The 24,247-nt window shown below is 60.0% G+C and carries 24 protein-coding genes; 12 read left to right on the top strand and 12 right to left on the bottom strand.

What is annotated here, in order from left to right; all coding sequences use genetic code 11:
• Positions 1–58: 58 nt before the first annotated feature.
• The 4 genes from JFT86_RS03030 to JFT86_RS03045 all read right to left on the bottom strand — a co-directional run bounded on the left by JFT86_RS03030 (position 59) and on the right by JFT86_RS03045 (position 3,782).
• Positions 59–2,440 (bottom strand): autotransporter outer membrane beta-barrel domain-containing protein, encoded by a 2,382-nt coding sequence (locus tag JFT86_RS03030; protein ID WP_201235666.1) that lies wholly within the window; start codon positions 2,438–2,440, stop codon positions 59–61.
• Positions 2,441–2,771: 331 nt separating this feature from the next.
• Entirely contained in the window at positions 2,772–3,173 is a 402-nt protein-coding gene (locus JFT86_RS03035; protein ID WP_201235667.1) for a response regulator, read from the bottom strand.
• 72 nt (positions 3,174–3,245) lie between these two features.
• On the bottom strand, positions 3,246–3,452 hold the full coding sequence (locus JFT86_RS03040) for a Flp family type IVb pilin (RefSeq protein WP_201232200.1): 207 nt from the start codon (positions 3,450–3,452) through the stop codon (positions 3,246–3,248).
• A gap of 123 nt (positions 3,453–3,575) precedes the next feature.
• Positions 3,576–3,782, bottom strand: coding sequence for a Flp family type IVb pilin (locus tag JFT86_RS03045; RefSeq protein WP_201232256.1), 207 nt, complete (start codon positions 3,780–3,782; stop codon positions 3,576–3,578).
• A 340-nt stretch (positions 3,783–4,122) separates the two neighbouring features.
• Here JFT86_RS03045 and cpaB point away from each other — a divergent pair, with 340 nt between their 5' ends.
• The 8 genes from cpaB to JFT86_RS03085 are packed head-to-tail and all read left to right on the top strand — an operon-like array spanning position 4,123 to position 11,580.
• Positions 4,123–5,061, top strand: coding sequence for a Flp pilus assembly protein CpaB (gene cpaB, locus JFT86_RS03050; protein WP_201235668.1), 939 nt, complete (start codon positions 4,123–4,125; stop codon positions 5,059–5,061).
• Positions 5,062–5,081: 20 nt separating this feature from the next.
• On the top strand, positions 5,082–6,299 hold the full coding sequence (locus JFT86_RS03055; RefSeq protein ID WP_201235669.1) for a type II and III secretion system protein family protein: 1,218 nt from the start codon (positions 5,082–5,084) through the stop codon (positions 6,297–6,299).
• On the top strand, positions 6,296–7,486 hold the full coding sequence (locus tag JFT86_RS03060; RefSeq protein ID WP_201235670.1) for a pilus assembly protein: 1,191 nt from the start codon (positions 6,296–6,298) through the stop codon (positions 7,484–7,486). Before JFT86_RS03055 ends, JFT86_RS03060 begins: the two co-directional genes overlap by 4 nt.
• Positions 7,483–8,751: a CpaF family protein gene (locus JFT86_RS03065; protein WP_201235671.1), complete on the top strand. Its 1,269-nt coding sequence runs from the start codon at positions 7,483–7,485 to the stop codon at positions 8,749–8,751. The genes JFT86_RS03060 and JFT86_RS03065 overlap by 4 nt, the downstream gene beginning before the upstream one ends.
• An 18-nt stretch (positions 8,752–8,769) precedes the next feature.
• Entirely contained in the window at positions 8,770–9,654 is an 885-nt protein-coding gene (locus JFT86_RS03070) for a type II secretion system F family protein (RefSeq protein WP_201235672.1), read from the top strand.
• A 1-nt stretch (position 9,655) separates the two neighbouring features.
• Positions 9,656–10,540: a type II secretion system F family protein gene (locus JFT86_RS03075; protein WP_201235673.1), complete on the top strand. Its 885-nt coding sequence runs from the start codon at positions 9,656–9,658 to the stop codon at positions 10,538–10,540.
• Positions 10,541–10,562: 22 nt separating this feature from the next.
• Positions 10,563–11,297, top strand: a complete 735-nt coding sequence (locus tag JFT86_RS03080; RefSeq protein WP_201235674.1) for a tetratricopeptide repeat protein — start codon at positions 10,563–10,565, stop codon at positions 11,295–11,297.
• 10 nt (positions 11,298–11,307) lie between these two features.
• Positions 11,308–11,580, top strand: a complete 273-nt coding sequence (locus JFT86_RS03085; RefSeq protein WP_201232193.1) for a DUF3613 domain-containing protein — start codon at positions 11,308–11,310, stop codon at positions 11,578–11,580.
• Between the two features lie 562 nt (positions 11,581–12,142).
• Here the strand turns inward: JFT86_RS03085 and JFT86_RS03090 are convergent.
• Together JFT86_RS03090 and JFT86_RS03095 are read right to left on the bottom strand one after the other, a co-directional pair.
• Positions 12,143–12,928, bottom strand: coding sequence for a response regulator transcription factor (locus JFT86_RS03090; RefSeq protein ID WP_201235675.1), 786 nt, complete (start codon positions 12,926–12,928; stop codon positions 12,143–12,145).
• A gap of 126 nt (positions 12,929–13,054) precedes the next feature.
• Positions 13,055–13,525 (bottom strand): prepilin peptidase, encoded by a 471-nt coding sequence (locus tag JFT86_RS03095; protein ID WP_201235676.1) that lies wholly within the window; start codon positions 13,523–13,525, stop codon positions 13,055–13,057.
• Positions 13,526–13,600: 75 nt separating this feature from the next.
• Here JFT86_RS03095 and JFT86_RS03100 point away from each other — a divergent pair, with 75 nt between their 5' ends.
• Both JFT86_RS03100 and JFT86_RS03105 read left to right on the top strand, forming a co-directional pair.
• A complete protein-coding gene (locus tag JFT86_RS03100; RefSeq protein ID WP_201232190.1) occupies positions 13,601–14,062 on the top strand; it encodes a TadE/TadG family type IV pilus assembly protein in 462 nt (153 codons plus the stop codon).
• Positions 14,059–16,812 carry a PAS domain-containing sensor histidine kinase gene (locus JFT86_RS03105; protein WP_201235677.1) on the top strand — a complete coding sequence of 918 codons (2,754 nt, stop codon included), beginning with the start codon at positions 14,059–14,061 and terminating at the stop codon, positions 16,810–16,812. The genes JFT86_RS03100 and JFT86_RS03105 overlap by 4 nt, the downstream gene beginning before the upstream one ends.
• Here the strand turns inward: JFT86_RS03105 and JFT86_RS03110 are convergent.
• From JFT86_RS03110 to JFT86_RS03130, 5 genes are all read right to left on the bottom strand, one after another.
• Complete coding sequence (locus tag JFT86_RS03110; RefSeq protein WP_201235678.1) at positions 16,809–18,806, bottom strand: pilus assembly protein TadG-related protein; 1,998 nt, start codon at positions 18,804–18,806, stop codon at positions 16,809–16,811. The genes JFT86_RS03105 and JFT86_RS03110 overlap by 4 nt on opposite strands.
• A 250-nt stretch (positions 18,807–19,056) precedes the next feature.
• Positions 19,057–19,614 (bottom strand): DUF4136 domain-containing protein, encoded by a 558-nt coding sequence (locus JFT86_RS03115; RefSeq protein WP_201235679.1) that lies wholly within the window; start codon positions 19,612–19,614, stop codon positions 19,057–19,059.
• 54 nt (positions 19,615–19,668) lie between these two features.
• Positions 19,669–20,280, bottom strand: coding sequence for a DUF4136 domain-containing protein (locus JFT86_RS03120; RefSeq protein ID WP_201235680.1), 612 nt, complete (start codon positions 20,278–20,280; stop codon positions 19,669–19,671).
• Positions 20,281–20,292: 12 nt separating this feature from the next.
• The gene (locus JFT86_RS03125) at positions 20,293–21,042 is read right to left on the bottom strand and encodes a methyltransferase domain-containing protein (RefSeq protein ID WP_201235681.1); all 750 of its coding nucleotides are present in this window, start codon (positions 21,040–21,042) and stop codon (positions 20,293–20,295) included.
• Positions 21,042–21,344 carry a MazG-like family protein gene (locus tag JFT86_RS03130; RefSeq protein ID WP_007951009.1) on the bottom strand — a complete coding sequence of 101 codons (303 nt, stop codon included), beginning with the start codon at positions 21,342–21,344 and terminating at the stop codon, positions 21,042–21,044. Before JFT86_RS03130 ends, JFT86_RS03125 begins: the two co-directional genes overlap by 1 nt.
• A gap of 224 nt (positions 21,345–21,568) precedes the next feature.
• Here JFT86_RS03130 and JFT86_RS03135 point away from each other — a divergent pair, with 224 nt between their 5' ends.
• Positions 21,569–21,862 (top strand): hypothetical protein, encoded by a 294-nt coding sequence (locus JFT86_RS03135; RefSeq protein ID WP_007914623.1) that lies wholly within the window; start codon positions 21,569–21,571, stop codon positions 21,860–21,862.
• A gap of 161 nt (positions 21,863–22,023) precedes the next feature.
• Positions 22,024–23,373, top strand: a complete 1,350-nt coding sequence (locus JFT86_RS03140; RefSeq protein WP_201235682.1) for an MATE family efflux transporter — start codon at positions 22,024–22,026, stop codon at positions 23,371–23,373.
• Here the strand turns inward: JFT86_RS03140 and JFT86_RS03145 are convergent.
• Complete coding sequence (locus JFT86_RS03145) at positions 23,367–24,242, bottom strand: alpha/beta hydrolase (RefSeq protein WP_201235683.1); 876 nt, start codon at positions 24,240–24,242, stop codon at positions 23,367–23,369. The genes JFT86_RS03140 and JFT86_RS03145 overlap by 7 nt on opposite strands.
• Between the last annotated feature and the right edge of the window lie 5 nt (positions 24,243–24,247).

Raw genomic sequence — 24,247 nt, forward strand, 5'->3', positions numbered from 1 at the left:
ATTCCCCTGTGGGAGCGAGCCTGCTCGCGATGAACGATAACGCGGTGCCGAGGCTGGATCAGAACGCGTAACGCACCTTCGCCGTGAAGCCATCGGAGTCAAATCCGCTGGCCGTCACGTAGTTGTACGAACCGCCGACACTCCACGCGCCCATCCGGTAGTTCGCGCCCAGGCCCAATTCATAGCTGTCACGTACCGGCGTGGTACCTCGACTGGTGAACGCATCGCCGCCCAGTACAAACGAAGACTGGGTGGCCACCTTGTCGCCAATCACGTCATGCCAGGCCATGAGCTTCGCTTCAGGCTCAAGACTGCCGGCACCCACCGCGAACGCAGCGGCCAGGCGCGCACCCATGCCCAACTCACCGACTTCGTAACGCTGGCCGCCGACATTCAACGAGGCGGCACTGCCCTTCTCGCGGTACGAGTCCATGCCCACGTTGGCATAACGTGCACCGACTTGCGGCTCAAGCACGACATCAGGCATCAAGCGCAGGCTGTAACCGGCGAGAGCGCTGACACCAAAAACATCACTGTCGTAATCACCCTTGGCGCGAGTGCCGGCGATGTAACGCTTGGACTCGTTGTCGTTCCAGCCGTACATCAGCGAGGTGTCGACGAACCAGTTGTCATGCACCCAGTTGCTGTAGACCGTCAGCGCGTGACCGGTGACTTTGGTCTTGCTGCCCAGATCCGATTTCACGTCGGTATCGAGGTAGCTGTAAGCCAGGCCCAGTGTCGTGTCGGCGTTCAGCTGGCCGTCGGCACCCACGGCAATCCCGTGGCTGTCGGCGTCATAACCCGACACACCGCGACGCTCGTCCTGATTGGCGTCGTTGCTCAGGGTTTGCAGCCACACGCCTTTTTCGGTCGAACCGGTTGCATTACGCGCACGACTGGAGCGTTCGTTGATCACCCCGGAGACCAGCGTCTGGCTGTTGGCGGCGGCGTGCAGCACGCCGCGGCTGACATCCGGGCTGAGGGTCTCGGACAGACGTGCGAGTTGCGCATCGGTGCTGGCGTTGGCGAAAGCCTGGAATACCGGGTCTTGCTCGTCGATGCGCGACATGACGCTGGACAATCGGCCCACCGCTGTCGCGGCGTTGCGACTGCCGCCGACTGCCAAGGTGTTGTTGGCCAGCACCTCACTCGACTTGGTCGTCACCACCGACGTGATGTCGTTGCCCGTGACACCGAAACTCTTCACATCCAGCAGTGCAGAAGAAGATGTCACGGTCAGGTTGTTGCCACCGATCAGGTTGCCCGAACTGATCAACGTGTAACGCGTGCCGCCCGGGGTCACCCGAAAATCACTGGAACGTGCGAGAAGCCGCAGTTCTGCACCCGGCGCGATATCGGTAGTACCGGTGACCTTCAACACTGGCAGTGCCGGGTTGGTGTCGTTGCCCAGGTACATCTCCAGCACCGAGTTGGCTTCTTCCATGTCGAAGTCGCCGATGATCGTGGTGTGAGGCTTCACAAGGGTCAGCGTGCCATACTCGATCGTGACGTAGCCGGACTTGATAACTGAACCGTCAAAAGTAGCGTCACCGTCGATTTTCACACCGGTCAGCCCCAACAGATCACCCTTCACGGTGCCGCCGAAGAAATCGAAATAGCTTTCGCCGTCATCGATCTGAATGGCAGCTTTACCCCCCTCGATAAAACCGTTCAGTTGGTAAATGCTGAAAGGACTGCCACCGGCCGGTTGGCCGCTGACGTGCACGCCGATGGACTCACCGGAAATCGTTCCGCTGTTGTTCAACAGTAATTTCCCGGAGCCTGATGAACTGACACCCTCCAGCACCAGAGCCTCTGCGTTGGTCCCAGAGGCGCGGATAGTGCCGGAATTGTTTATCCCGCTGTTGAGCGTGGCACCGTCGAGAAACAAACCCAGTGCATCGCTGCCACTGGCGCTGATCATGCCGGAGTTGCTGAATCCGGCAAGACTGGTTTGCACCAGCATCACTCCGGTGGACGTCGCCCCGCTGACGTCGATGCTGCCGCTATTAATCAGGTAGTTACCCAATTCGCTATTAATCACGGAGATGCCCGTTGAAGTTCCCACCCCGGTCAATCCGTGCACAGCAATCGAGCCATCGTTGATCAGCGCGAACTGAATTTTGCTTTTTACGGCCCCGGAGTCACCGAGACTGATACCGACGCCTTGGGTGGCGCCGTCAATGCGGATGCTGTCGTTGTTGCGCAACTGCATGGCTCTGAGCCCCTGGAACCGAGCGCCGAAAGTCAGGCCCGGCGCAGCCACGGGCGTGGCATTGAGGTTGCCGTGCAAATTGACCAATCCAGTGGTGTTGAGCAGATTGCTATCCAACGGGGCGCTGCTGATGTCGTAATCAATATCGGCGACAGCGGTACCCGAGTGCAAAGTGGCGGTAATGGACAGCGCCAATAACGAGCGGCGCAGGCAAGAAGTGTTCAAGCGAGATTCCCTTCCAAAACATTAAAAACAGTTTCAGCAGGGTTCATACATTCACTTTGGCATCCCTACCGGCCCACCAGCTCATCTGATCCGGGCGCGGCGCAATCTACACGAGCCATCATTTCGACACCATCGAAATGTCAACGCGATGACGTCAGATTTCAGATGCCCCATCTGCGGCAGCTTTTACGCAGAACGTGCAGGCAACATGTAATGGCTTGGCTGGAAGGACCTCATCGCTGGCAAGCCAGCTCCCACAAGGAAAAATGAGCACACCCCGACGTGGGCCGAATGTCAGGGCACGAACGGATACACACCCCCAACCAGGTCCTCACCCCACCCGAACCTTGGGAAACAAGTTATCCAACGTCTCCAGCAGCCGAACGTGATAAATCGGCTTGCGAAACAGATCCAGCACCTGCAACCGCAACATATCGCTGACATCCTCCATATCCGCATGCCCCGACGTCACAATCACCGGCAAATGCTGCCTCGACGTATGCTCACGCAAACGCTTGATCAACGACATGCCGGACTCCTCCGGCATGCGCAGATCAGTAATCACCAAGGCAATATCCGGATGCCGGGTCAAATGATGCAAAGCCAGCTTTACCGACGTCGCCGTGTGACAGACAAAACCCTCACCCTCCAGCAACTCCGCCAGCTCCAGCAACGCGTCCTCTTCATCGTCAACCAGAAGCAACTGTTGGCGGGGCAACGAGGAAGCAGTCATGAGCAGTCCCTGAAAAACTGAAAGAGAAACCGAGTGTAGCGTGTCATTCAGCCAACGCGACGGTCGATACGATCAGGGTGTCGGAGCCGTTTGCGCCGTACCACCCAGAGACACCAGAACGCTATTGAAAATGGCGAGCACCTTGGTGCCTATCGGTGTAACGAAAACGACGACCACCACCGCCACCATCGCCACCACAATCGCGTACTCGATGGCCGAGGCCGCTTCAGTGCTCGCCAAAAACGAGCGTACGCGCGCTATCAAATATTCAAGAACCATGGAAATTCTCCTTCGTACCGGCGACTCGCCAAATACTGGAAATCCAATGACACCTCAGCAATGCCCGGGCTTGCTGTAAATCACGGCGCGCACGAGCATTGCAAAAGCAGAGCGTGGGTTCGATCAAGGCGTCGGCCGGACCTGCGCCGTTCCGTTGAGCTTGGTCAGTATCACGTTGAAAATGGCCAGGACCTTATCGCCGATAGGTGTCACAAACACCACGACAACCACGGCCACCATCGCCACGACGATCGCGTATTCGATAGCCGACGCCGCTTCGTCACTTTTGCAGAATGTCCGGGCTCTGGCCCGCAGATAGTCGAGAGTCATACGAAACATACGTCCACTCCTTCGCGCCCATGGCGCCGATGTCACACTACAGCGGCAAGGTTCCACCGTGCCATTTGAGCATTGTCAACAAACCCGCGCCCAACAACTGTAAGAACGGATTAATCACAAAGAATTAATACCCTCGCGCCGATACCTTTTTCTGCTGTTAATTGGCCAAGACTCATACTTTAGTGGGTTATTTTCCTGTCAGTAATGGCGCTTTCGCTTGGATCAGCTAGCGTGGAAATAGCGAAATAGTTGCATGTTCATAGCTGCCGGATTGGGAATTTCTCTCGTTGAAAAGCGTGACAGGTAGTGCAGCAGGAAAGGGAGAGCCGTCATGAACAGTCGCGTCACCATGGGCCTTGCAGCCGTCCTTTTGCTCGGAGCGATCTTCGTCGGCTACTGGGGACTGGTGCTCAGTCGCCAACCGGCTCCCGTCGCCGAGGCGCCCGCTGCTCCCTCTGCGACTGTTGAAAAAACTGTCGCGATTGCCGAAGACCAGACCCGCCAACCGGTGGTGGTATTGCTCCACGACGTACCGCCATTCACACCTCTGACAGCTGCCGATGTGACGGTGGAAAAACTGCGCAGCGCACCGGCCGGCAGCCTGAACAATGTCGATCAGGCCGTTGGCCGCACGCCGTGGCGGCACCTGAGCGCGGGCACCTGGCTCAATGACGAAAGCTTCGCTGCCGGCGGCTCGCTCGCGCGGATGATCCACAGCGATGAGCGCGCGCTCACCGTGGCCGTCGATGAAGTGATCGGCGCGGCCGGGCAATTGATTCCTGGCGATTACGTCGATGTATTGCTCTACCTGCGCCAGGACGCGAGCAACCTGCAGCAGTCGGCACAGATCGTCGTGCCAGCCATGCGCGTACTCGGCGTGGGCGATCAGTACGGCCTGACCAACGACGGCCAACCCGCCTCCCCGGCCCTGAGCGCCGACGAAAAAATCAAACAGGATCAACGCAGGATCGCCGCTCGCACCGTGGTGCTGGCGGTGCCTGAACAGCTGCTCAGCCGAATGATGCTCGCCACGCAGGTCGGCACGTTGCGTCTGGCCGTGCGCAGCAGCGAAGAACAACGACTGGCCAAATACTGGGCTGGCGAAAACCAGTCTCCGGCGCACCTCGACAATGCCAACAGCCAGCTCTTTCAGTTCACTCAACTGGCCTTGGGCGCCGCACCAAAAGTGCCGGCGAGCGGCGGTTCCGGCAACGCGCGGCCTGCGGTGGAAATCATTCGCGGCAATCAGATCACCCAACAAACCCAATGACTGAGCAAGGATTCCAGTGCATGCAGAGTCGTTTTAGGTCGACATTGAAACCTGTGCTCCGCGTCTTGTTACTGATGGGACTGTCGACGGATGCGGCGTTCGCGGCAGTCGGCAATTGCTCGGCGCTGGGGCGTCTGCCACCGGTGATCGAGATCGGCGAAGGCTTTCAACAGGATGTGCAGTCGCCGGTAGCGATCACGCGTCTGGCCGTTGGCGATCCGAAAATCGCCGACGTGCACGCCAACGGCAGTTCGTCCTTTCTGCTCACGGGTGTAGCACCCGGCGCCACCAGCCTGATGGTCTGGACCTCGTGCTCCAGCGAACCGCGCCAGAGCATGGTATTCGTACAGGGCTCGGCCACCGCCGCATTGACCAGCAACCTGCCTTCGGATGATCCAAGCCTGCCGTCACAAGTGCAGACCGATATCCGTTTCGTCGAAGTCAGCCGCACCAAACTCAAGCAAGCCACCGCATCACTGATCGGCACGCGCGGCAACTTCCTGTTCGGCTCTCCCGGCACCCTGCCGCCCATCGATGGCGTACCGCAACCGCGCCTGCCGGTGGATAACTCACTGTTCAACTTCTCATGGGTCGGCGGCAAAACCATGGCAATCATTAACGCCCTGGAAGGCAGCGGCTTCGCCTACACCTTGGCGCGGCCAAGCCTGGTGGCGCTGAACGGACAGAGCGCAAGCTTTCTGGCCGGCGGCGAAATCCCGATTCCGGTACCCAGCGCCGGCAGCGACAACGTGTCGATCGAGTACAAGGAATTCGGTATCCGCCTGACCCTGACGCCGACCATCATCGGCCGTAATCGAATTGCGCTGAAGGTCGCCCCGGAAGTCAGCGAGCTGGATTTCAGCAACGCAGTGGAAATCGCCGGCACCACCGTGCCGGCGCTGACCATCCGCCGCACCGACACCAGCGTTTCCCTTGGCGACGGTGAAAGCTTCGTCATCAGCGGTTTGATCAGCACCACCAACAGTTCGCAGGTAAACAAGTTTCCCGGCCTCGGTGACATTCCCGTGCTCGGGGCGTTTTTCAAGGGCTCGCAGATCAAGCGCGAAGAGCGCGAACTGTTGATGATTGTCACCCCACACCTTGTTCAGCCACTGGCCGCCGACGCACAACTGCCGTCCCTGCCAGGAGAGAAACTGCGCAACTACGACCCGAATTTCTATCGCATGTTCTTCCTCGAAAACGGCAACTTCGACAAACGCAGTGGGTTGTCCCAATGAGCCAGAGCTTGAGCCAGACGTTCCTCGCCATCACCCGCAACAGCACCGATCTGGAATGGCTGCAAGGCGCCCTCGCGCCTCTCGGCCAAGTCGTCAGCGCCGGTGGCGGCAGCCTTGACGAGTTGCTGGCGCTGGTCGATGTGACATTCGCCAATCTGGTGTTCGTCGGTCTTGATCGCGAGCATGTGGTGGCGCAAAGCGCTTTGATCGAAGGCGCGCTGGAAGCTAAGCCGATGCTCGCCATCGTTGCCCTTGGCGACGGCATGGACAATCAACTGGTGCTCAATGCGATGCGCGCTGGCGCTCGGGATTTCGTCGCCTATGGTTCGCGCTCCAGTGAAGTGGCCGGGCTGGTTAGGCGCCTGAGCAAACGCTTGCCCGCCGTCGCGCCGAACACTCAATTGGGTGGCCTCACGGTGATGTACGGCGTGCAGAGCAGCTCGGACGGCGCACTTCTGGCCAACCATATGGCGTTGGTCGTGCAAAAGAGCGGCCAGCAAACCCTGCTGTTGGACCTCGGCCTGCCGCGCGGCGACAGCCTGGCCTTGCTGGGACTGGAGAGCTCGTTTCACTTCGGCGATGCCTTGCGCCACCTGCGCAGACTCGACGCCACGTTGATCGACAGCGCCTTCACCACCACCGAAGCCGGCTTGCGTATTCTCGCTTACGCCAGCAGCGACGATCCGCTGGAATCCACCAGCGCCGCCGAGTTGTACATGCTGCTCAGTGCTCTGCGCCAACACTTCCAGCACATCGTCGTGAACCTCACCGGACAGACTGACAGCGAAGCGCTGCGCACCTTTGTCAGCCACTGCGACAAGCTGCTGTGGTACACCGACCAGAACGTCCTCAACTGCCGACGCAATCTCGCCGTGCTCAATCTGTGGCGCGAAAAAGGCATGAAGCTCGACCACGGCCGACTGCTGATCGACCGTTACCTGAGCAACGTCGCGCCGAACTCGGACACGCTTGGCAAGACCTTCAATCTGGAAGTGATTGCAGTGTTGGCGCTCACGCCGGAAGTACGCCTTAACGCGAAAAACCAAGGCGTGAGCCTGTTCGAACTGGCCCCACGAGAAAAACTCACGCAAAGCCTGCGCACCCTCGGCGAACGCCTGGCCAAGCGCTCCGAGGGTCTGGCGAAACCGAAAGTCACCTGGTTCGACCGCTTGCGAGGCAGCTCATGAGCGCAGAAAAACTCTTCGGCGCACCGCAACGTGGCGGGGTCGGCAACACCGACCACGAAGGCCTGAAACTGGTGCTGCACCGCTACATCATCGATGCCATCGAAGAGTCGGGAAAAAACCTGCTGGAAGGCTCACGTCAGCAGCTCGCGCAATTTGTCACTGACAAGGTCGCTGAATACATCGCGCGCCTGCATTTGGCGATCTCTCGCTACGAGATGGAGCGCCTCGCCGAAGAAATCGTCGACGAACTCACCGGTTTCGGTCCGCTGGAAGTGTTGCTGCGCGATCCGACAGTGACCGAGATTCTGGTCAACGGCCCGCACCGGGTATTCATCGAGCGCGATGGCGTGCTGCACCAAAGCGATCTGCGTTTTATCGATGCGCATCACGTCGAACGCGTGATGCAACGAATACTCGCGCCACTCGGACGTCGCCTCGACGAATCTTCGCCGATGGTCGACGCACGCCTGCCGGATGGCAGCCGGGTCAACGCAATCATTCCGCCGATTGCCCTCGATGGACCCTGCCTGTCGATTCGAAAATTCCGCAAGGACATGCTCAAAAGCACCGATTTGATGGCGATGCAGACCATCGATCTGTCGATCTTCGAATTCCTTCAGGAGGCTGTCGGCAAACGCTGCAACATCCTTATCAGCGGTGGTACAGGCACCGGCAAGACCACACTGCTGAACATCCTCAGCCAGTTGATCAATCCACACGAACGCCTGGTTACGATCGAGGACGTTGCCGAACTGCAACTCGGCCATCCTCACGTCGTGCGTTTGGAGACCCGCCCGCCGAATGCCGAAGGCCACGGTGAAGTAAAGGCCAGCGACCTTATCCGCAACGCCCTGCGGATGCGCCCGGACCGGATCATCCTTGGCGAGATCCGGGGCGTCGAAGTGGTCGATGTACTCACCGCGATGAACACCGGTCACGACGGTTCGATGAGCACCGTGCACGCCAACAATGCGCAGGATGCGTTGTTGCGCCTTGAGACACTGGTCGGCCTGACGGGTCGCTCCATCGCCGAACGGACGTTGCGCCAGATGATCTGCGCCGCCCTCGACGTGATCATCCAGTTGACGCGCATGCCCGACGGTCGTCGCTGTGTCAGCGAGGTGGTCGAGGTGGTCGGCCTCCGCGAGGACGTCTACGTCACCAACACCCTGTTCCGACTCGACCGGCGTACTGGCTTCGGCTTTTTGCGCGAATCGGTCAACCCGGCCGGTGACAAGTTGCGCCACGAGGCCCATCTGGGCTGACAGCAAGGAGCGCGGAGCATGCTGGGACCGATCATTCTCATCACCACTTGCCTGATCCTTCTCGGACTGTCGATCCGCCTGTTTCTGCATGGCATGCGCAAGACAGCCACAGAAAAAGTACTCAACCGACTGGCCGCCGGCCAACCGCAATTGGCCACCGAAAAACCCACGTGGGTGGGTCTGGAACGGATGTTTTTGCGTGCTGGGCTGGGCCGTCCGACCGAGCGCTTCGGATTGTGGCTGAGCGTGTGGCTGGCAGGAATGGGACTTGGTTATCTGCTGTTCGACTGGTTCGGTCTGCTGGTCATGGTGCTCGCCCCGCCGCTGGTGTTGCGGCTGTACATTGCCTTTCTGTACCGCCGTCGACTCAAGCGCATGATCGAACAACTGCCGCAATTGCTTGATCACACCGTGCGCAGCCTCAAGTCCGGCCGGACCCTGAGCGATGCGGTCATGGGTGGCATCGAAGCCAGTGAGGACCCACTGAAAAAAGCCATGGGCCGGGTCCAGCGCAACGTGCAGCTTGGCGTGAATCTGCCCGATGCCGTGAGCGACTTCGCCGAGCTCTATGAACAGGACGAACTGCGGATGTTCGCCCTCGGCTTGAAGGTCAATCACCGCTACGGCGGCAACGCCAGCGAGCTGCTGGAAAACCTCATCAAACTGATCCGCGAACGCGACCAGGGCGCACGCCAGCTGCGCGCCCTGACCGGCGAAACGCGGATGACCGCTTGGGTCCTCGGCTCACTGCCGGTGTTGCTGGTGAGTTACTTCATGCTGACCAACCCGGGCTACATGCTGGGCATGTGGCACGACTCGGGTGGCCAGACAATGTTGATCATCGCAGCGGTGTTGCAAGTGGTCGGTTGCCTGACGCTGTGGCGCATGTTGCGGAGCGTTTGACATGGTCTATCTTGCCGCTCTGATGTTGCTGCTCGGCGCCCTGTTGCTGGCAGTCAATCACTTGCTCACCGAACGCCGCCGCGTGCGCCAGGTGAACCAGCGCCTGCAAGGTCATCTGGTGCGCGAGAGCCGCTTCGGTAACTGGTTGCGTGTCTTGGGTAACAGCCGGTTTGGCCAGCGTTCGGTGAGCATCGACAGCGAAACCCAGACACTGCTCAGCCGCCTCGGTTGGCGTCGCGCCAACGAACGCGCTCTGTACGCCGCCTGCCAGATCGGCACGCCGCTGTTGACGTTGGGGTTGGCGATCTTTTTGCAGGAAGTGTTTTTCCCGCGCGCGGCAAATGTCTGGATCATGCCGATGCTCGCCGCCGGCGCCGGTTATCTACTGCCCAAACGCCTGCTCGCCTACGCCGCCGGACGGCGGCAGAAAATCATCGCCGTGGAAATTTCGACATTCATTCCGCTGCTGCGCATCCTCTTCGAATCCGGTATGGCCGTGGAACAAGCCCTGCGCGTGCTTAGCATCGAGGGGCAAAAACTGCTGCCGGAACTGACCAGCGAATTGCGCCTGATCCTGACACGTGTCGACTCGGGCCTTGAGCTTGGTCAGGAGTTGAACAAAGCCGCAGTGATGCTTGCGGTGGATGAATTCACCGACACCTGCGTGATCCTTCAGCAACTGATTCAACAGGGCGGCGGCGCGATGAAATCGCTGCTGGCGCTCAAGCAACTGCTGGATGACCGACGCCTGACTCGCTTGCAGGAATACATCTCGAAAATGTCGGCAAAGATGTCGGTGGTGATGATGCTGTTTCTGTTTCCGGCACTGCTGATCGTACTGGCCGGCCCCGGTTTCACCGCGATTACCCGGGCATTTGCGTCCTGACCTGGCTCATGGAGAGCGTTTGATGAAAGTACTGATAGTCATGGCAAGTCTGTTGATGCTCGGCGGTTGCGCCACCGACGGCCAAGCGCCGTGGACGACGCTGCTGTCACCGACCAGTTGCAGCAAACTGACGTCGGAACAGGAACTGGCCCTGAACCTGGCGGACGATTTGGCCAACGACGGCAAACTCCACGCCAGCCTGGCCAACCTGCAAAGCCTGCCGGACAACCTCAGCGAAGTACGCCTGCGCAAAGCCAAGGTCTATCGCCTGCTCGGCCGCAGCGAAGCCGAACCGCTGTACCGCAGCCTGCTCGGCGGCTGCATGACCGCCGAAGCCGAGCACGGCCTCGGCCAACTCTACGCCGCGCGTGGCGACAACGGCCAGGCTCAGGCCCACTTGCAACGCGCCGCGCGCCTGGCGCCCACCGACGAAAAAATCCGCAACGATCTGGGCGTGGTCTACCTCAATCAACTGCGCCTCAACGACGCCCGTTTCGAGTTCCTCACCGCCATCGAACTCAAGCAGAACAACCAACTCGCGGCGGCGAACATGGTCACTTTGCTGCTCTATCAAAACAACTGGCCACAAGCCGCCGAAATCGTCAGTCGCGCCAAACTGACCCCGGAACAATTCACCGAAGCCCAGCAACGCGCGGAACAACTCAAGGCCCCCGTGAAAGCGCCAGCCAAGGATAAAACAGCAACCGACAATCAAGTCGCGGCAGTCGCCGACCCGCTGCCGTCGTCGATCAAATAAGGAGACCGCCATGAACGCCTTCAAAGGCCTGTGCTACCTGACACTCCTCAGCCTGCCCCTCAGCGCCCTCGCCATCGACGCCGGCCCGGCCTCGGCACAACAACAGGAAACCGAAGGCTGGCTGGTACTGCAAAGCCGCAACAAGGCTGCCTCTGCCAAACCCCAACCGGCCACTGCGACCGAGCGGGAGTTGGCCATGCAGCGCTGGTTGAAAAAGTACAAATACGAAATCCCGGACTTCTATGATCCGGATGCGGGCGGGAAGATCGAGACCAAGAATTAAGATTTCCTGCCACGTCACTGCAGGAATTGCCGAACCGAAAGAAAGATCAAAAGATCGCAACCTTCGGCAGCTCCTACAGTTGGAATAGCGGCGGTCAGATAGAAACTGGTCGGCTATCAGGCCGCCATCGCGAGCAGGCTCACTCCTACAGTCTGAACCGAGTCCAGCAGTCAGAGTCTGGTCGGCTGTCAGACAAAAAATCAGCATACCCCCCGCACGCGGCGCATGCCGCCCCACTCAAAACAATGAGCGCAAGCTCGAGTACAGCTCTTGATCTTGCTCTACCTGCCCGTCGGCAGGCTGAGTGGAGGGGTTCATCCGGGGAAGACATCGAAAGGAGGTGCAGCGCAGCAAACCGGAGGCGATGCCCCGGATGGACCCCGGAGCGAAGGAACCCGAGCCCCGCGAGGGCCGAACGTCAGGGCAAAGCCTTTTTGGTTACTTTTTCGGCGTCTGGAAAAAGTGACCCGCCGTCAGGGCGGAACCAAAAGAAGCCATCACCGCAGCAACGGATATACACCCAAAACCAAAACCCAAAACCCAAATCCCAACCACTAAAAACTCAGTGCGCCGTAACCCGCTGCCGCCCCGCCGCCCCAGGCGACAAAGCCAACGCCAACTGCGTCCGGTTATGCATATGCGTCAACCTCAAAACCTGCGAAACATAAAGCTTCACCGTGTTCTCGGTAATCCCCAACTCACAAGCAATCTGATAATTGGTCTGCCCCTTACCCACCAGACGCGCCACATCCAACTGACGTGGCGACAACTGATTAAAAATCTCCGGCATCTCCGGCATCTCCGCCTCCGCCGACTCGCCGCCCATCACATCGCGAACAACCGTCGCAGGGCTGCGCCGCACCTTATCCAGATCCTGATAAAGGTCATCAATCGACTCGGAAAGATACTGCAACTTCTGATTCAAATGCCCCAACTGCAAGTTCTTCTGCCGCTCTTGCAACGCAATCTCCTGACGCTGCACGCCTTCGAGCAACTCATCCAGATCAACCGGCTTCTGATAATAATCGGCAATCCCCGCACGCAATGCCTTGATCACATCCTGCTTGTCGGCACGCCCGGTCAGCATGATTGCCTCAAACGCCCGATGCTTGCCGGCCAGCCGTTGCAATTGCTGAATCAACTGGATGCCATCCATGTCCGGCATATGCAGATCGCTCAGCACCAGACCAATCTCCAGGTCCTCACTGAAACGCTCGATAGCCTGCTGACTGGATTCACACGGCACGCAGCGGTAACCGTTGGTTTCCAGAAATTCGCACAACTCCTCCACGATCAACGGCTGATCGTCGACGACGAGGACCTTTATTGCAGACGTTAGCTTGTTCACGCACCACTCCATGTCCCGGGCCAAAGCTGACCATTCCTGTACTGACCGCACTTGGCTGTATAACCAGTTAAATTGAAAGTAGACGCACTTTCCGACTATGTACATAGGACTAGTGGCGCTTGGCGACTAATGGATCCAAAGCAGAACAGACACCGCGCCTATTAACACGAACGGTGCAAATGGCAGCTTTTTTGACTTATCAGGCCCTAAATATCGCAGACGATCTCTAAGCCCTTGACTCATATGGAGCCAGACTCTTGGCGCCAGCAGCACCCAGATCAGGCTGGCGCCCCCCGCGCCAATAAACACGCCAAGAATGAACACGCCGTCCGTCGCAAGGCCGAGAGCTGTCATTAATTTCACATCGCCGGCACCCATTCGGCCCATGAAATAACCCGGCAGGGTCAGCGCCAGCGCAATCAGACAGGCCCAGCCGCCCTGCCCCGCGTCGGCGCCAAGCCAAGTGCTCCCGGTCCACAGCAAATAGGCCAATGCCAATGCCGCTGCACCGAAGGTCATCGCGTTGGAAATGCGTCGCTGGCGGGCATCTTGCGCCGCGCACAGGACCAGCCAAATGAAGAGGATAAAACTGTGCATCCGGTAAAAACCGTCCGTTTTTGCTGAATGATTCTATGCTGATACTACGCAGTGACTGTCAGGGTAGACGCACGCATGAAAACCGGCTCTCGGAAGTCGCAAAAAGGTGCGGTGGCGATTGAGTTCGCGCTGGTGTTCGTGATCTTTTTTGCAGTGTTTTACGGCTTGGTCAGCTACAGCTTGCCGTTCGTGATGATGCAGTCGTTCAACGAAGCCACCGCCGAAGCGATACGCCGCAGTGTCGCGGTTGATCCGACGACGCCCAACTATTCAACGGTCGTGGTCAACACCGCGAACGCCGCGCTGACCCAACGCTTGCAGTGGGTGCCCCCGGCTTTCAACCTGGTGGTTGGCGTCGACACCAGCGCGGTGTTCAGCACCGGCGGCAGCAACGGCCCCAACGGCACACTGACCGTCTCGGTGAACTACCCCGTCAGCAAGTTGAATCAGGTCATGCCGTTTCTGGTGCTGCCGGGCATCGGCACGGTACCCAACCTGCCGACCAATCTGACAGCCAAGTCGAGTCTGCAATTTTGACGGCGGGGGACAAACTCTTCGGGCGACTGCTCAAACGCGCACCGACCGCCATCCATGACTTGCCCGATCCATTGGGCACTCCCACAACCGGTTTGCACCTGCACCTGAACGACAACGGTGATGTGTTGCAAATGGCCGGTCCACTGCGGCATCTGCTGGCGCAACAGAAACCCCACGATCAGCCTTTGCCACTGAGCGACTATTTACTACCGCACAGCTCATTGACCATCGAAGGTCGACCGCAGGAGTGGCAGGGACTGTTGCTTGATCTCGATTTCCCGGGCCTCGGCAAACACACCTTGCATCTGCGCGGTTGGGTGCAGCCAATGGGCGATGGCTGGCTGTTGCAGTTGATCGACATCGCAGACCTTTTGTTCGAACGCCAGCAATCGCGCCAACGCGAAGACTGCCAGTTGATTGCCGGAAAGATCAGCGAACAACTGCGTGCTTGTAGCCTGCTGCGTTTGCCAGTAGTCGTCAGCGAACAATTACAGGTGATCGCCCAACACTGGCACATCCCCTGCCTCGCGCTGGCGTTGCTTGATGATGACGAATACGGCTGGCAGATCTATCGCCAATACCGCGCCCACGATGCGCCGAGCGTGTGGCATGACGGCCAGCGACTGGGCACGCTGCTGGACAGTTTGCACGGCTCCGCGCCCCAGCGTGTGGGCGCGCATCATGGCCTTAATGAACATTCGCGGGTGCAGAGCCTGTTCGGTAACGCCGACGGTTTCGCCGTGCCCTATAGCGATGAGCGTGGCGTGGTGGCCTGGCTGCTCTGTGGCTTTTACCCGGTGGACAGCGCCGCGTCATTGCTCGCGGAGCGTGAATGGATGGCGCTGACCGGGTCACTCGCCGGGCCATTGCTCGGTCGTCTGCGCGAACAACAGCATCACTTGCAACTGGAGCGCATCGAGTCGCTGCAAACGCTGCTGGGCACCGGTTGGTGGGAGATCCTCGCCGATGACGACAGGATTCAACTGGCGCCTGCGCTGGCGGCCGCCCTGCACCTGAGCAGCGGCAGAATCGAGCTGGAGGACTGGTTGGGACAGATCCATCCCGCCGACCGCGAAGAGCTGCGCAGTCGCTTGCAAACATTGCAACAACACGGCGAAGCGTTAACGCTGAACGTCCGTCAGTACCGGGCAGCAGCCGGACGGACGCCAATGTGGTATCGCGTGCAGGGACAAGTCACCGGCACCGGCGAGCACCGGCGACTGGTCGGTTTCATGCTCGACATCAGTGACATTCAGAACCAGCAACAACTCGCCGCCGCCGCCCACGCACGACTGGACAATCTGATCGCCAGTTCGCCAGCAGTGATTTACGTCCAGCACTACAGCGAAGGCGCTTTGATTCCGGCTTTTTTCAGTGCCAGCCTGCAACCGCTGCTGGGCTGGAGCCTGGCCGATTGCGGCGACGGCGCGCTGATCGAAATGATCCATCCCGAAGATCGCGACCTGTATTTCGAGCGCACCCGCCATCTACTGCGCGAAGGCTCGGTACGTGCCCGTTATCGGCTGCGTGACAGTCGCGGCGATTATCACTGGCTGCTCGATGAAGCCAAGCTGCTGCGCAATGACCTGGGTTTACCGGTAGAGGCTGTCGGGTTGTGGCTGGATGTCACCGAAGCGACCCTGGCCGCCGAGCAGGTCAAGCAGAGTGAGGAGCGCTACCGGATTCTGGTCGAAGACTCGCCGGCGATGATCTGCCGCTATCGCCCGGACCTGACTCTGACGTTCGGCAATCGGCCGTTGGCGACGTATCTGGAATGCACGCCGGAGCAATTGCCCGGCGTCGATCTGGGCAGTTGGATGTCCGACGAGCAACGCGCCGCGTTTGTCCAGCGTCTGACCTTGCTGACTCCAGAGCAGCCGGTTAGCACCGCTGAAATCAGCCTGCAATTGCCCGGCCGCGAACATGCGTGGTGGGTCTGGTCGGATCGCGGGGTGTTCGATGAGCACGGCAAGCTGATTGAAGTGCAAGCCGTGGGCCGCGACAACACCGAAGTGCGCCGCTCGCAGCAGCAACTCACGCAGAGCGCGAAAATGGCAACACTCGGCGAGATGGCCACGGGGCTTGCCCACGAAATCAATCAGCCACTCAACGTGATGCGCATGGCCATCGTCAATGTGCTCAAGCGCTTGGGCAACGGCGATGTGCAGGTCGATTACCTGACCGACAAGCTCAATCGCATCGACGCCCAGGTACAACGCGCGGCGAAAGTGGTCGATCACATGCGCGTATTCGGCCGCCGTTCGGAGATCGAACAACAGCTGTTCAACCCGGCCTCGGCCATCGAAGGCACGCTGTCGTTGCTGGCCGAAGGCATGCGCGGCAAAGGCGTGGATCTGCGTATCAGCGAGACGGCGTTTGTCGTGCAGGTGCGCGGTTATGTCGACCAACTTGAGCAGGTCTTGATCAACCTGATGGTTAATGCGCGGGATGCGTTGTTGAGCAAACGCGAGAAGGATTCGACGTTCAAGCCGTGGATCTCGATGTACGCCGAGCGTGATGGGCAAAAAGTCCGGCTGTGGGTCGAGGACAATGGCGGCGGCATTGATCCGCGTTTGCTCGAGCGAATTTTCGAGCCATTCTTCACCACCAAACCGATCGGCGTCGGCACCGGGCTGGGCCTGTCAGTGAGTTACGGCATCATCGACAACATGGGCGGCCATTTGAGCGTGCGCAACTCGGCCGAAGGCGCGCGGTTCTGCATCGAGTTGCCGATCGCCGCGGACGCCTAGATCACCAGATAGGCTTTGCCGGTCTGGCCGCAAGTCATGTTGGCGCCGACGTCGACGTCCATCAGGTTGACGCCGAGGCTTTTCAGCAAGTTGTTGAGCAACGGGTCGAGGAGTGGGCTCAGCAGATTGGTGATCAGTGGTTGCAGAATGGTCGTGACATCGCTGATCAGGCTGGCCACGCCGGTGACGATCGATCCCAGCGGATTACTGCCCTGCGGTTTATAAACAATCAGATTGATCCCTGCCAATGTGTTGGCCAGGCTGTTGACGATATTGCTCGACGGCGCGGCAGTGATAACGCTCGGCGGCAGTTTGAGGTTGGCCGGCGTGGCGAATGGCGTGCTGCTCGAATACAACAGATCCTGTGTGTTCTGCACGACACTGCTGTTGACCATGATCGCGATCCCCCCGGCACCGTATTGAACATGGGTGCTTTCGTCACAACTGCCGATCCCGAGAATCTTGTGACAGGTTACGGTGCCGAGATCGACCAGCGGCAACGGCTTGACCGTCGGCTCGGCGGCCGATGAAAACGCGTTGGTCGGGTCGATCTTGCCTACTTTCAGATCTGCAACCGAAGTGATGGTGTGGGCCGTCAGACTCTTGGTGCCCGTGGTATCAGTCGGGCAGCTGTAGTCGGTGACATAACTGATCGCGCCGCCAGCATCCAGGGCAATGTCGATTTCCGGTGAAGGCAGCAACAATGGATCAAGCTGTTGGCATCCGGCGCCGAGTAGACAGCCGACGGAGTTGAGCGTAGCGACCAGATTCAGGCTCAGCAGCGCATTCAACGTCGGCGTCAATGTACCGACCAGGCCCAGCACCGCATTGACCAGCCCGGTTACCCCATTCAGCACCGGCAGATTCACCGAGATCAGGGTGCGAATCTGCGCGGTGCGCACATAAATCCGGTCAGCCCCCGTCGGGTTGGCCTTGGCCCGCGCCGGGTCGCCGATCGCGGAAAACTGCGGCGGCTCGATGACTTTGACCCGCACCGTGACATTCGCCAGACCCAGCACGCTGATCGGCAAGGTCGCCGCCACTGCACTTTTGCTGTTGGCCAGTTGCACCACGCCTTGAATCAATTGCAGCAATTGCAGATTGGCGTCCAGACCCGCAGCAGTGGTGCCGGTCTGCAGTTGCAGAATGTCGCCGAGCTTGACCGGTGCGGCGTTGATTGCGGCTATTTGCAGTTGGCCCAGCGCGGTAATCACCGTCGCGGTGGCGCCATTGAGTTGAACCACCGTCGCGGCAGCCTGAATCAGTTGGGTCACCGTCGCCTGAGTGTTGAGCAACTGCGTGTAGTTACCGGCGGCGACGTTGAGGTTGATCGCCAGTTGGTCGAGGTATTTGAGCAGGTTGATGTCGGTATTGAGCAAGCCATCCCATCCCAGCGCGGTGAGATTGACGTTGCCGCCGAGCAGCCCCGAAAACAGCGGATTGAGGATGTTCGACTGCGCAGTATCGATGCTCGCCAAGGTGCTGCGGATGTTCAGTTGAGCGACGGTCGGCTGCGGTTTTGCAGCGACGGCGGAGGCATTCAGCGTGGTATTGAGGCTGATTGGCGTATTACTGAACAAAGCCTGTACGCCGCCGGCAAAACTGGTGATGACCGTGCGACTGGCGACCACTTTGACCGCCGCCGACTGCGTCGCATCGACCGTGAACGTGCGCAGCCCGGTGGCCGCTGTCAGCAAGGTGCCGCAGGTGGTGGCAAGGGTGTTGTTGGTGTCGACCACATAGCCATTGCGCACGGCGCTTTGCCCGGCGTAAGTGGCGGCTGTCAGCCCCGGCAAGCAATTGCCACCGCGACTGACAGCTTCCAGCGCGGAGTTATCCACCACACGCTGCAGTTTGCGTTGTTCCATGTACAGCCGACCGCTATCGACCACCAACAACATCATCACCAGCGCCAGACTCAGGGTGGCGGCTGCCATCAGACCGATCGCCCCGCGCTGTCGCGCCGGGCCGTTGAATTGCGAACGAGGCGACATCGCGCACTCCTTTGCCGGCGCACTGCCGAGCGCTACCTCCATTGGTGGATTTGAGTGTAGACGGCGCTGAATGAGACTGCTGGCAACAAGCCAGTCCACTAGCAATGAAATGCTGACTTTGATCAACCAATGAAACTGTGGGAGCGGGCTTGCCCGCGATAACGGTGTGTCAGACACATCAGTACCAAATGTGCCGCCGTCATCGCGGGCAAGCCCGCTCCCACAGGGTTCGGGTTGATTTTACGAGCAGTTAACGTGGAGGGTAGTTGGCGAGGATGCGGGTGACTGTCTCGCGAATGGCGTTGCTGCGATCCTCCGGATTCGGCTTGCTGGCGAGCATCTGCTCATCGCTGCCGCGCCACACCAGTTTGCCGTCCTTGCCGTCGAGCAGGTCGATCTGGATGGTCGCCACCTTGTAGGTGATGTTGCGCGTTTCGTTGTACATCGGCGCGCCCCAATAGCCATTCCACGGGCCACCCCAACCGCCGCCGTAGTTGGTCGTCACCTGCTGCTGACGATCCTCGACAATCAGGTAGGTCTGTACGCTCAAGTCACCTTTGGCGCCGGCGGCAGCAGGGCGCAAGCCACGCTGATCGAGCTGATCGGCAACGGCCTGGCGGATGCGCTGTTCGGTCAGGTCACTCTTGATCCGTGGATCATCGGGGCGGTATTGCAGGGCGGGCTCTTTCCAGCTCCAGCTGCGATAGGCGGCAAAGTCGCGGCTGGCATCGAAGTCATGGTTGACCTGGTTGGCGGCGCAGGCACTGAGCAGCGCGGCCATGGCCAGTAAAGCGAGACGGCGGAACATGGTTTTTCTCCACTTGAAGACATGAACCTGCGGGAGCTTCCCGAATGCCGGAAGCTAGCTGGGAGGATACGCCGACATGGCCTTTTCGACAGCCTCGCGAATCGCATCGGTGCGATCGATCTGGCTGCCCTTGTTCGCGGTCTCGGCGCTGGCACTCCACACCGGCTGGCCAGTGCCGGCGTCGAACAGATCGACCCGCACCACCACAACCTGCTCCTGATACGTGCGCACGATCGGCACGGTGTTGTACATGCCGTAACCGCGACCATAACGATCATAGCCGCCATATCCACCGTAGTAGCCGTAATCGTCCTGCACCTGACGCAAGCGGGTTTCCAGACGCAGATTGGCGGTGACGAACAAGTCAGCCGGACGATTGTCGTGCAGCGGACGCAAGCCACGTTGATCCAGCGCATTGCTCACCGCTTCGGCAACTTGCGCCGAATCCGCCCAGGCCGTGCCCGGCGGCAATTGCCCGTTGAGCCAGGCCCAACTGCGGTAACGCCCATAATCACGCGGTGGCGCCGGGTAAGCGCTGCGATCGAAAGTATTGGCGGCTTGCGCCGGCGCTGGCGGCAGGGGCCGCGACTGCGCCACGTAGGGGTTACTGCCCTGGCACGCGGCCAACCCCAGACAGATCAGCAATAACCCCGATTGTGCTTTCATTTCGCGCTCCGATCAGATCGGCCGGCAGATCCAGTGCAAGTAACGCCCAAGCCCGGCGAAGCTTGGGTGACGACGGTGAGCGAGCTCCATCTCGAGCAAATCCACAAGTTCGGCGCGGGCCTGGAATTCCACCGGCATATAGTCGTGGAAAACCCGTATCCCGCTCTGGCTTTCGACCTGCCACAGGCCTTCGAGTTGCGTTGCCAGTTCGCGCGGATCGAGGGGTTGCTGCGGGGTCAGGCTCTGCTTTTCGCCGGCCATGTCGTTCTTGCGCATCTTCTTGAAATGGCCCTTGAGCAGATTTCGATAAATCAGCGCATCGCGGTTGTAGAACGCCAGCGACAACCAGCCACCGGGTTTGGTCAGTTGGTGCAGCACCGGCAGAATCGCGTGGGGTTCGGCCAGCCATTCCAGCACCGCATGGCAGATCACCAAATCGTAAGGTTCGGTGAGTTGACCGAGCAGTTCCTGCCACGGCGCCTGAATGAACGTCGCAGTCTGCCCCGCGTCGCCGAAGCGCTGGCGGGCGCCTTCGAGCATCGGCTCGGCCGGCTCGGTGAAGGTCACGTCATGGCCGCGTTCGGCCAGCCAGAGCGACATGTGGCCGAGGCCGCCGCCAATGTCGAGCACACGCAACGGACGATCCGGCAGTGCTTCGGCGAGGTCAGCCTGCAACACCGCGAGGCGAATCGCACCTTTGGCACCGCCATAGATTTTCTCGGCGAAGCGGGTCGCCAACCGATCGAAATGCCGGTCGCTCATCAGCTGAACCGCCGTTCGCTGTCGGCGAGCTTGCTGCGCACCACTTCATTCATGTCCAACCCCAACTCGCTGCACAGCAGTAACAGATACAGGACGATGTCGCCGACTTCCTGCCCGGCGTGGGCGAGTTTGTCCGCCGGCAACTGGCGCGACTGGTCTTCCGTCAGCCATTGGAAGATCTCCACCAGCTCAGACATTTCGACGCTGGCGGCCATGGCGAGGTTTTTCGGGCTGTGAAATTGCCGCCAGTCATTGCGGTCGCGAATGGCGTGCAGGCGTTCGGTCAGTTCAACAAGGTTCATCGGGCTCTCCTGAAGGCGTATAGCTTCGGGGGGAAGTCCGGCGAAGGCAAGTGTGTTGTAGGAGCTGCCGCAGGCTGCGATCTTTTGATCTTGTCTTTTCACAAACAACAGCAAAAGATCGCAGCCTGCGGCAGCTCCTACAGGATTACGCCATACTCCCGTCACGGAACTCGACCATGGCTGCTGCGGCCAAAGGCTCAATGCCAATTTCTCAGGATGCACACATGCAGGTAGAAAGCTTTTTCGAATGGCTCGGCCAGGCACTCGGTTCAGTCATCCGCTTTATCGTCGATGGCCTCAGTGGCTTGTTCAACATTCTGAGCAATGCCGGTGGCAACTTTGTCGACGGGCTGGCCAAGACGCTGGGGATGGACACTTCAATCATCAGCATCATCGCGTTGATCGTCGGCTTGATGCTGCTGTGGTCAGCGATTCGCGCGTTCATGAATGCGTCGATCATTGCCGGGATCATCTGGTTGCTGCTGGGGTTGTGGCTGTTGAGCTGGATTATTCACTGACATCACAACACCTTGTAGGAGTGAGCCTGCTCGCGATGGCGGTGAGTCCTTCGAAGCTTTTGTGACTGAACGGACGCTATCGCGAGCAGGCTCACTCCTACAGTGAATCGCGTTTCCAACCTGAGGAATCGCTACAATGCCCGCTCCCCCAAGGAGCCCGCATGTCCAACCTGATTGCCGACTGGCGCGACCGCCCGACCCACCGCAAGGTCTGGGCGCTGGCCGCGCCGATGATCCTGTCGAATATTTCCGTACCGCTGGTGGCGCTGGTCGACAGCACCGTCATCGGCCATTTGCCGCACGCCCATCAACTCGGCGCGGTGGCGGTCGGCGCCAGCCTGTACACCTTCCTGGCCTGGGCCATGGGTTTTCTGCGCATGGGCACCACCGGTTTCGCAGCTCAGGCCGCCGGGCGCAGCGACGGTGCGGCGTTGCGGCAGATCCTCTTGCAGGGGTTGTTGCTGGCGATGGGGCTGGCGCTGGTGCTCGGCACCTTGGGCGTGCCGCTGAGCGGTGTGGCGCTGCACTTCATGCAGCCGTCGGCGGCGCTTGATCAACTCACTCGCGACTTTTTCCACACCCGACTGTTCGGCCTGCCGGCAGCGCTCGCCAGTTATGCGCTGGTCGGCTGGTTCTTGGGCACCCAGAACGCGCGGGCGCCGTTGGCGATTCTGCTGACCACCAACCTGATCAACATCATTCTCAATCTGTGGTTCGTCATCGGTCTGGATTGGGGTGTGGTCGGCTCGGCCCGGGCCTCGGTGATCGCTGAATGGTGCGGTGCCCTGCTCGGCCTGCTGCTGACGCGCAACGCACTGCGCGCCTATCCCGGGCATATCGTCTGGGCCGCACTCAAGCTGTGGCAGAGCTGGCGACCGCTGCTGGCGGTCAATCGCGACATTTTCATTCGCAGCCTGGCGCTGCAATCGGTGTTTTTCCTGATCACCGTGCAAGGCGCGCGGCTCGGCGATGCGACGGTCGCCGCCAACGCCCTGTTGCTCAACGGACTGCTGTTGACGGCCCATGCGCTGGACGGACTGGCCCACGCGGTCGAGGCGTTGTGCGGCCACGCCATCGGCGCCCGTGATCGCCTCGCCTTACGCCGTTCGCTGGTGGTTGCCGGTGGCTGGTCACTGATTGCCAGTCTCGGCTTTGCCCTGTTGTTTCTGTTGGCCGGGCACCTGTTCATCGAAATGCAGACCAACATCCAAAGCGTGCGCGACACCGCGTTTATCTACCTGCCCTACCTCGCCGTGCTGCCGTTGATTGCGGTGTGGAGCTACTTGCTCGATGGCTTGTTCATCGGCGCCACCCGTGCCCGGGAAATGCGCAACGGCATGCTCATGACCGTGGTTTTGCTCGTGCCGTTCGCCTGGCTGCTGCAAGGTCTGGGCAATCATGGTCTGTGGATAACGTTTCTGCTGTTCATGGTGCTGCGCAGCCTGACCCTCGGGGCGCAAGCCTGGTGGCTCAAGCGCAACGATGGCTGGTTCAACGGCGCCGCTCACTGAGTCGGCGTGTGCTCGACGAAGCCGACCACTTGATCGAGCACCGGCGCCAGTCGCCGCAACGGTCGCGACAGCGTCGCCACCAAGGTGATGTGACTGGGCCGCGAATAGTACAGATCCTGCACCGGCACCCCGGCTTCGCGCAGTTTGCGCGCCAGCCCGCCGGTGTTGCGTGTCGGGTTGACCAGGTCATCCTTGCTCGCTGCGATCAGCAGGGCGGGCGGCGCGCCGTGACTGACATGGTTGATCGGCTGCGATTGCGGCGGTGAGTCCGGCCAGAAAAACACCGGACGCACATCGCGATTCTTGATCGGCAGAAAATCGTAAGGCCCTGCCAGACCGATCCAGCCACTGAGATCCTTCGGTGACATGCCCACCGCGTCGAGCAAGCTGCCATCGAGCGCCAGCATCGCCGCGTTGTAGCCACCCGAACTGTGCCCCATCAGATACAAGCGCTGCGGATTGCCGGAATATTCGCGAATGTGCGCCCTGGTCCAGGCCACCGCCCGCGCGCCATCCTCAAGAAACAGGGGATAACGCACCTGCGGATACAACCGATAATCCGCCACGACCGCGACGATGCCGCGAGACGCCAGCGCCTCGCCGACAAAACTGTAGTCTTCGCGCGCACCGCTGTTCCAGCTGCCACCGTAGAAGAACACCACCACCGGCGCATCCGTCAGCGCCTGCCGTGGCACGTACACATCGAGTTTTTGCCGAGGATCGTCGCCATACGCAATGTCTGCGGTTTTCTTGAAGGTGCTGTCCGGCGTCATGGCGTTGAGCAGTTTCACCGGCGAACAGGCGCTCAGCGCCAATAGCACTACAGCGCCGATCAGCGCGCCAATCCCTTGCCGAAAAAAAGCTCTCATAGGTG

This window comes from Pseudomonas sp. TH06, assembly GCF_016651305.1.
GTDB lineage: Bacteria > Pseudomonadota > Gammaproteobacteria > Pseudomonadales > Pseudomonadaceae > Aquipseudomonas.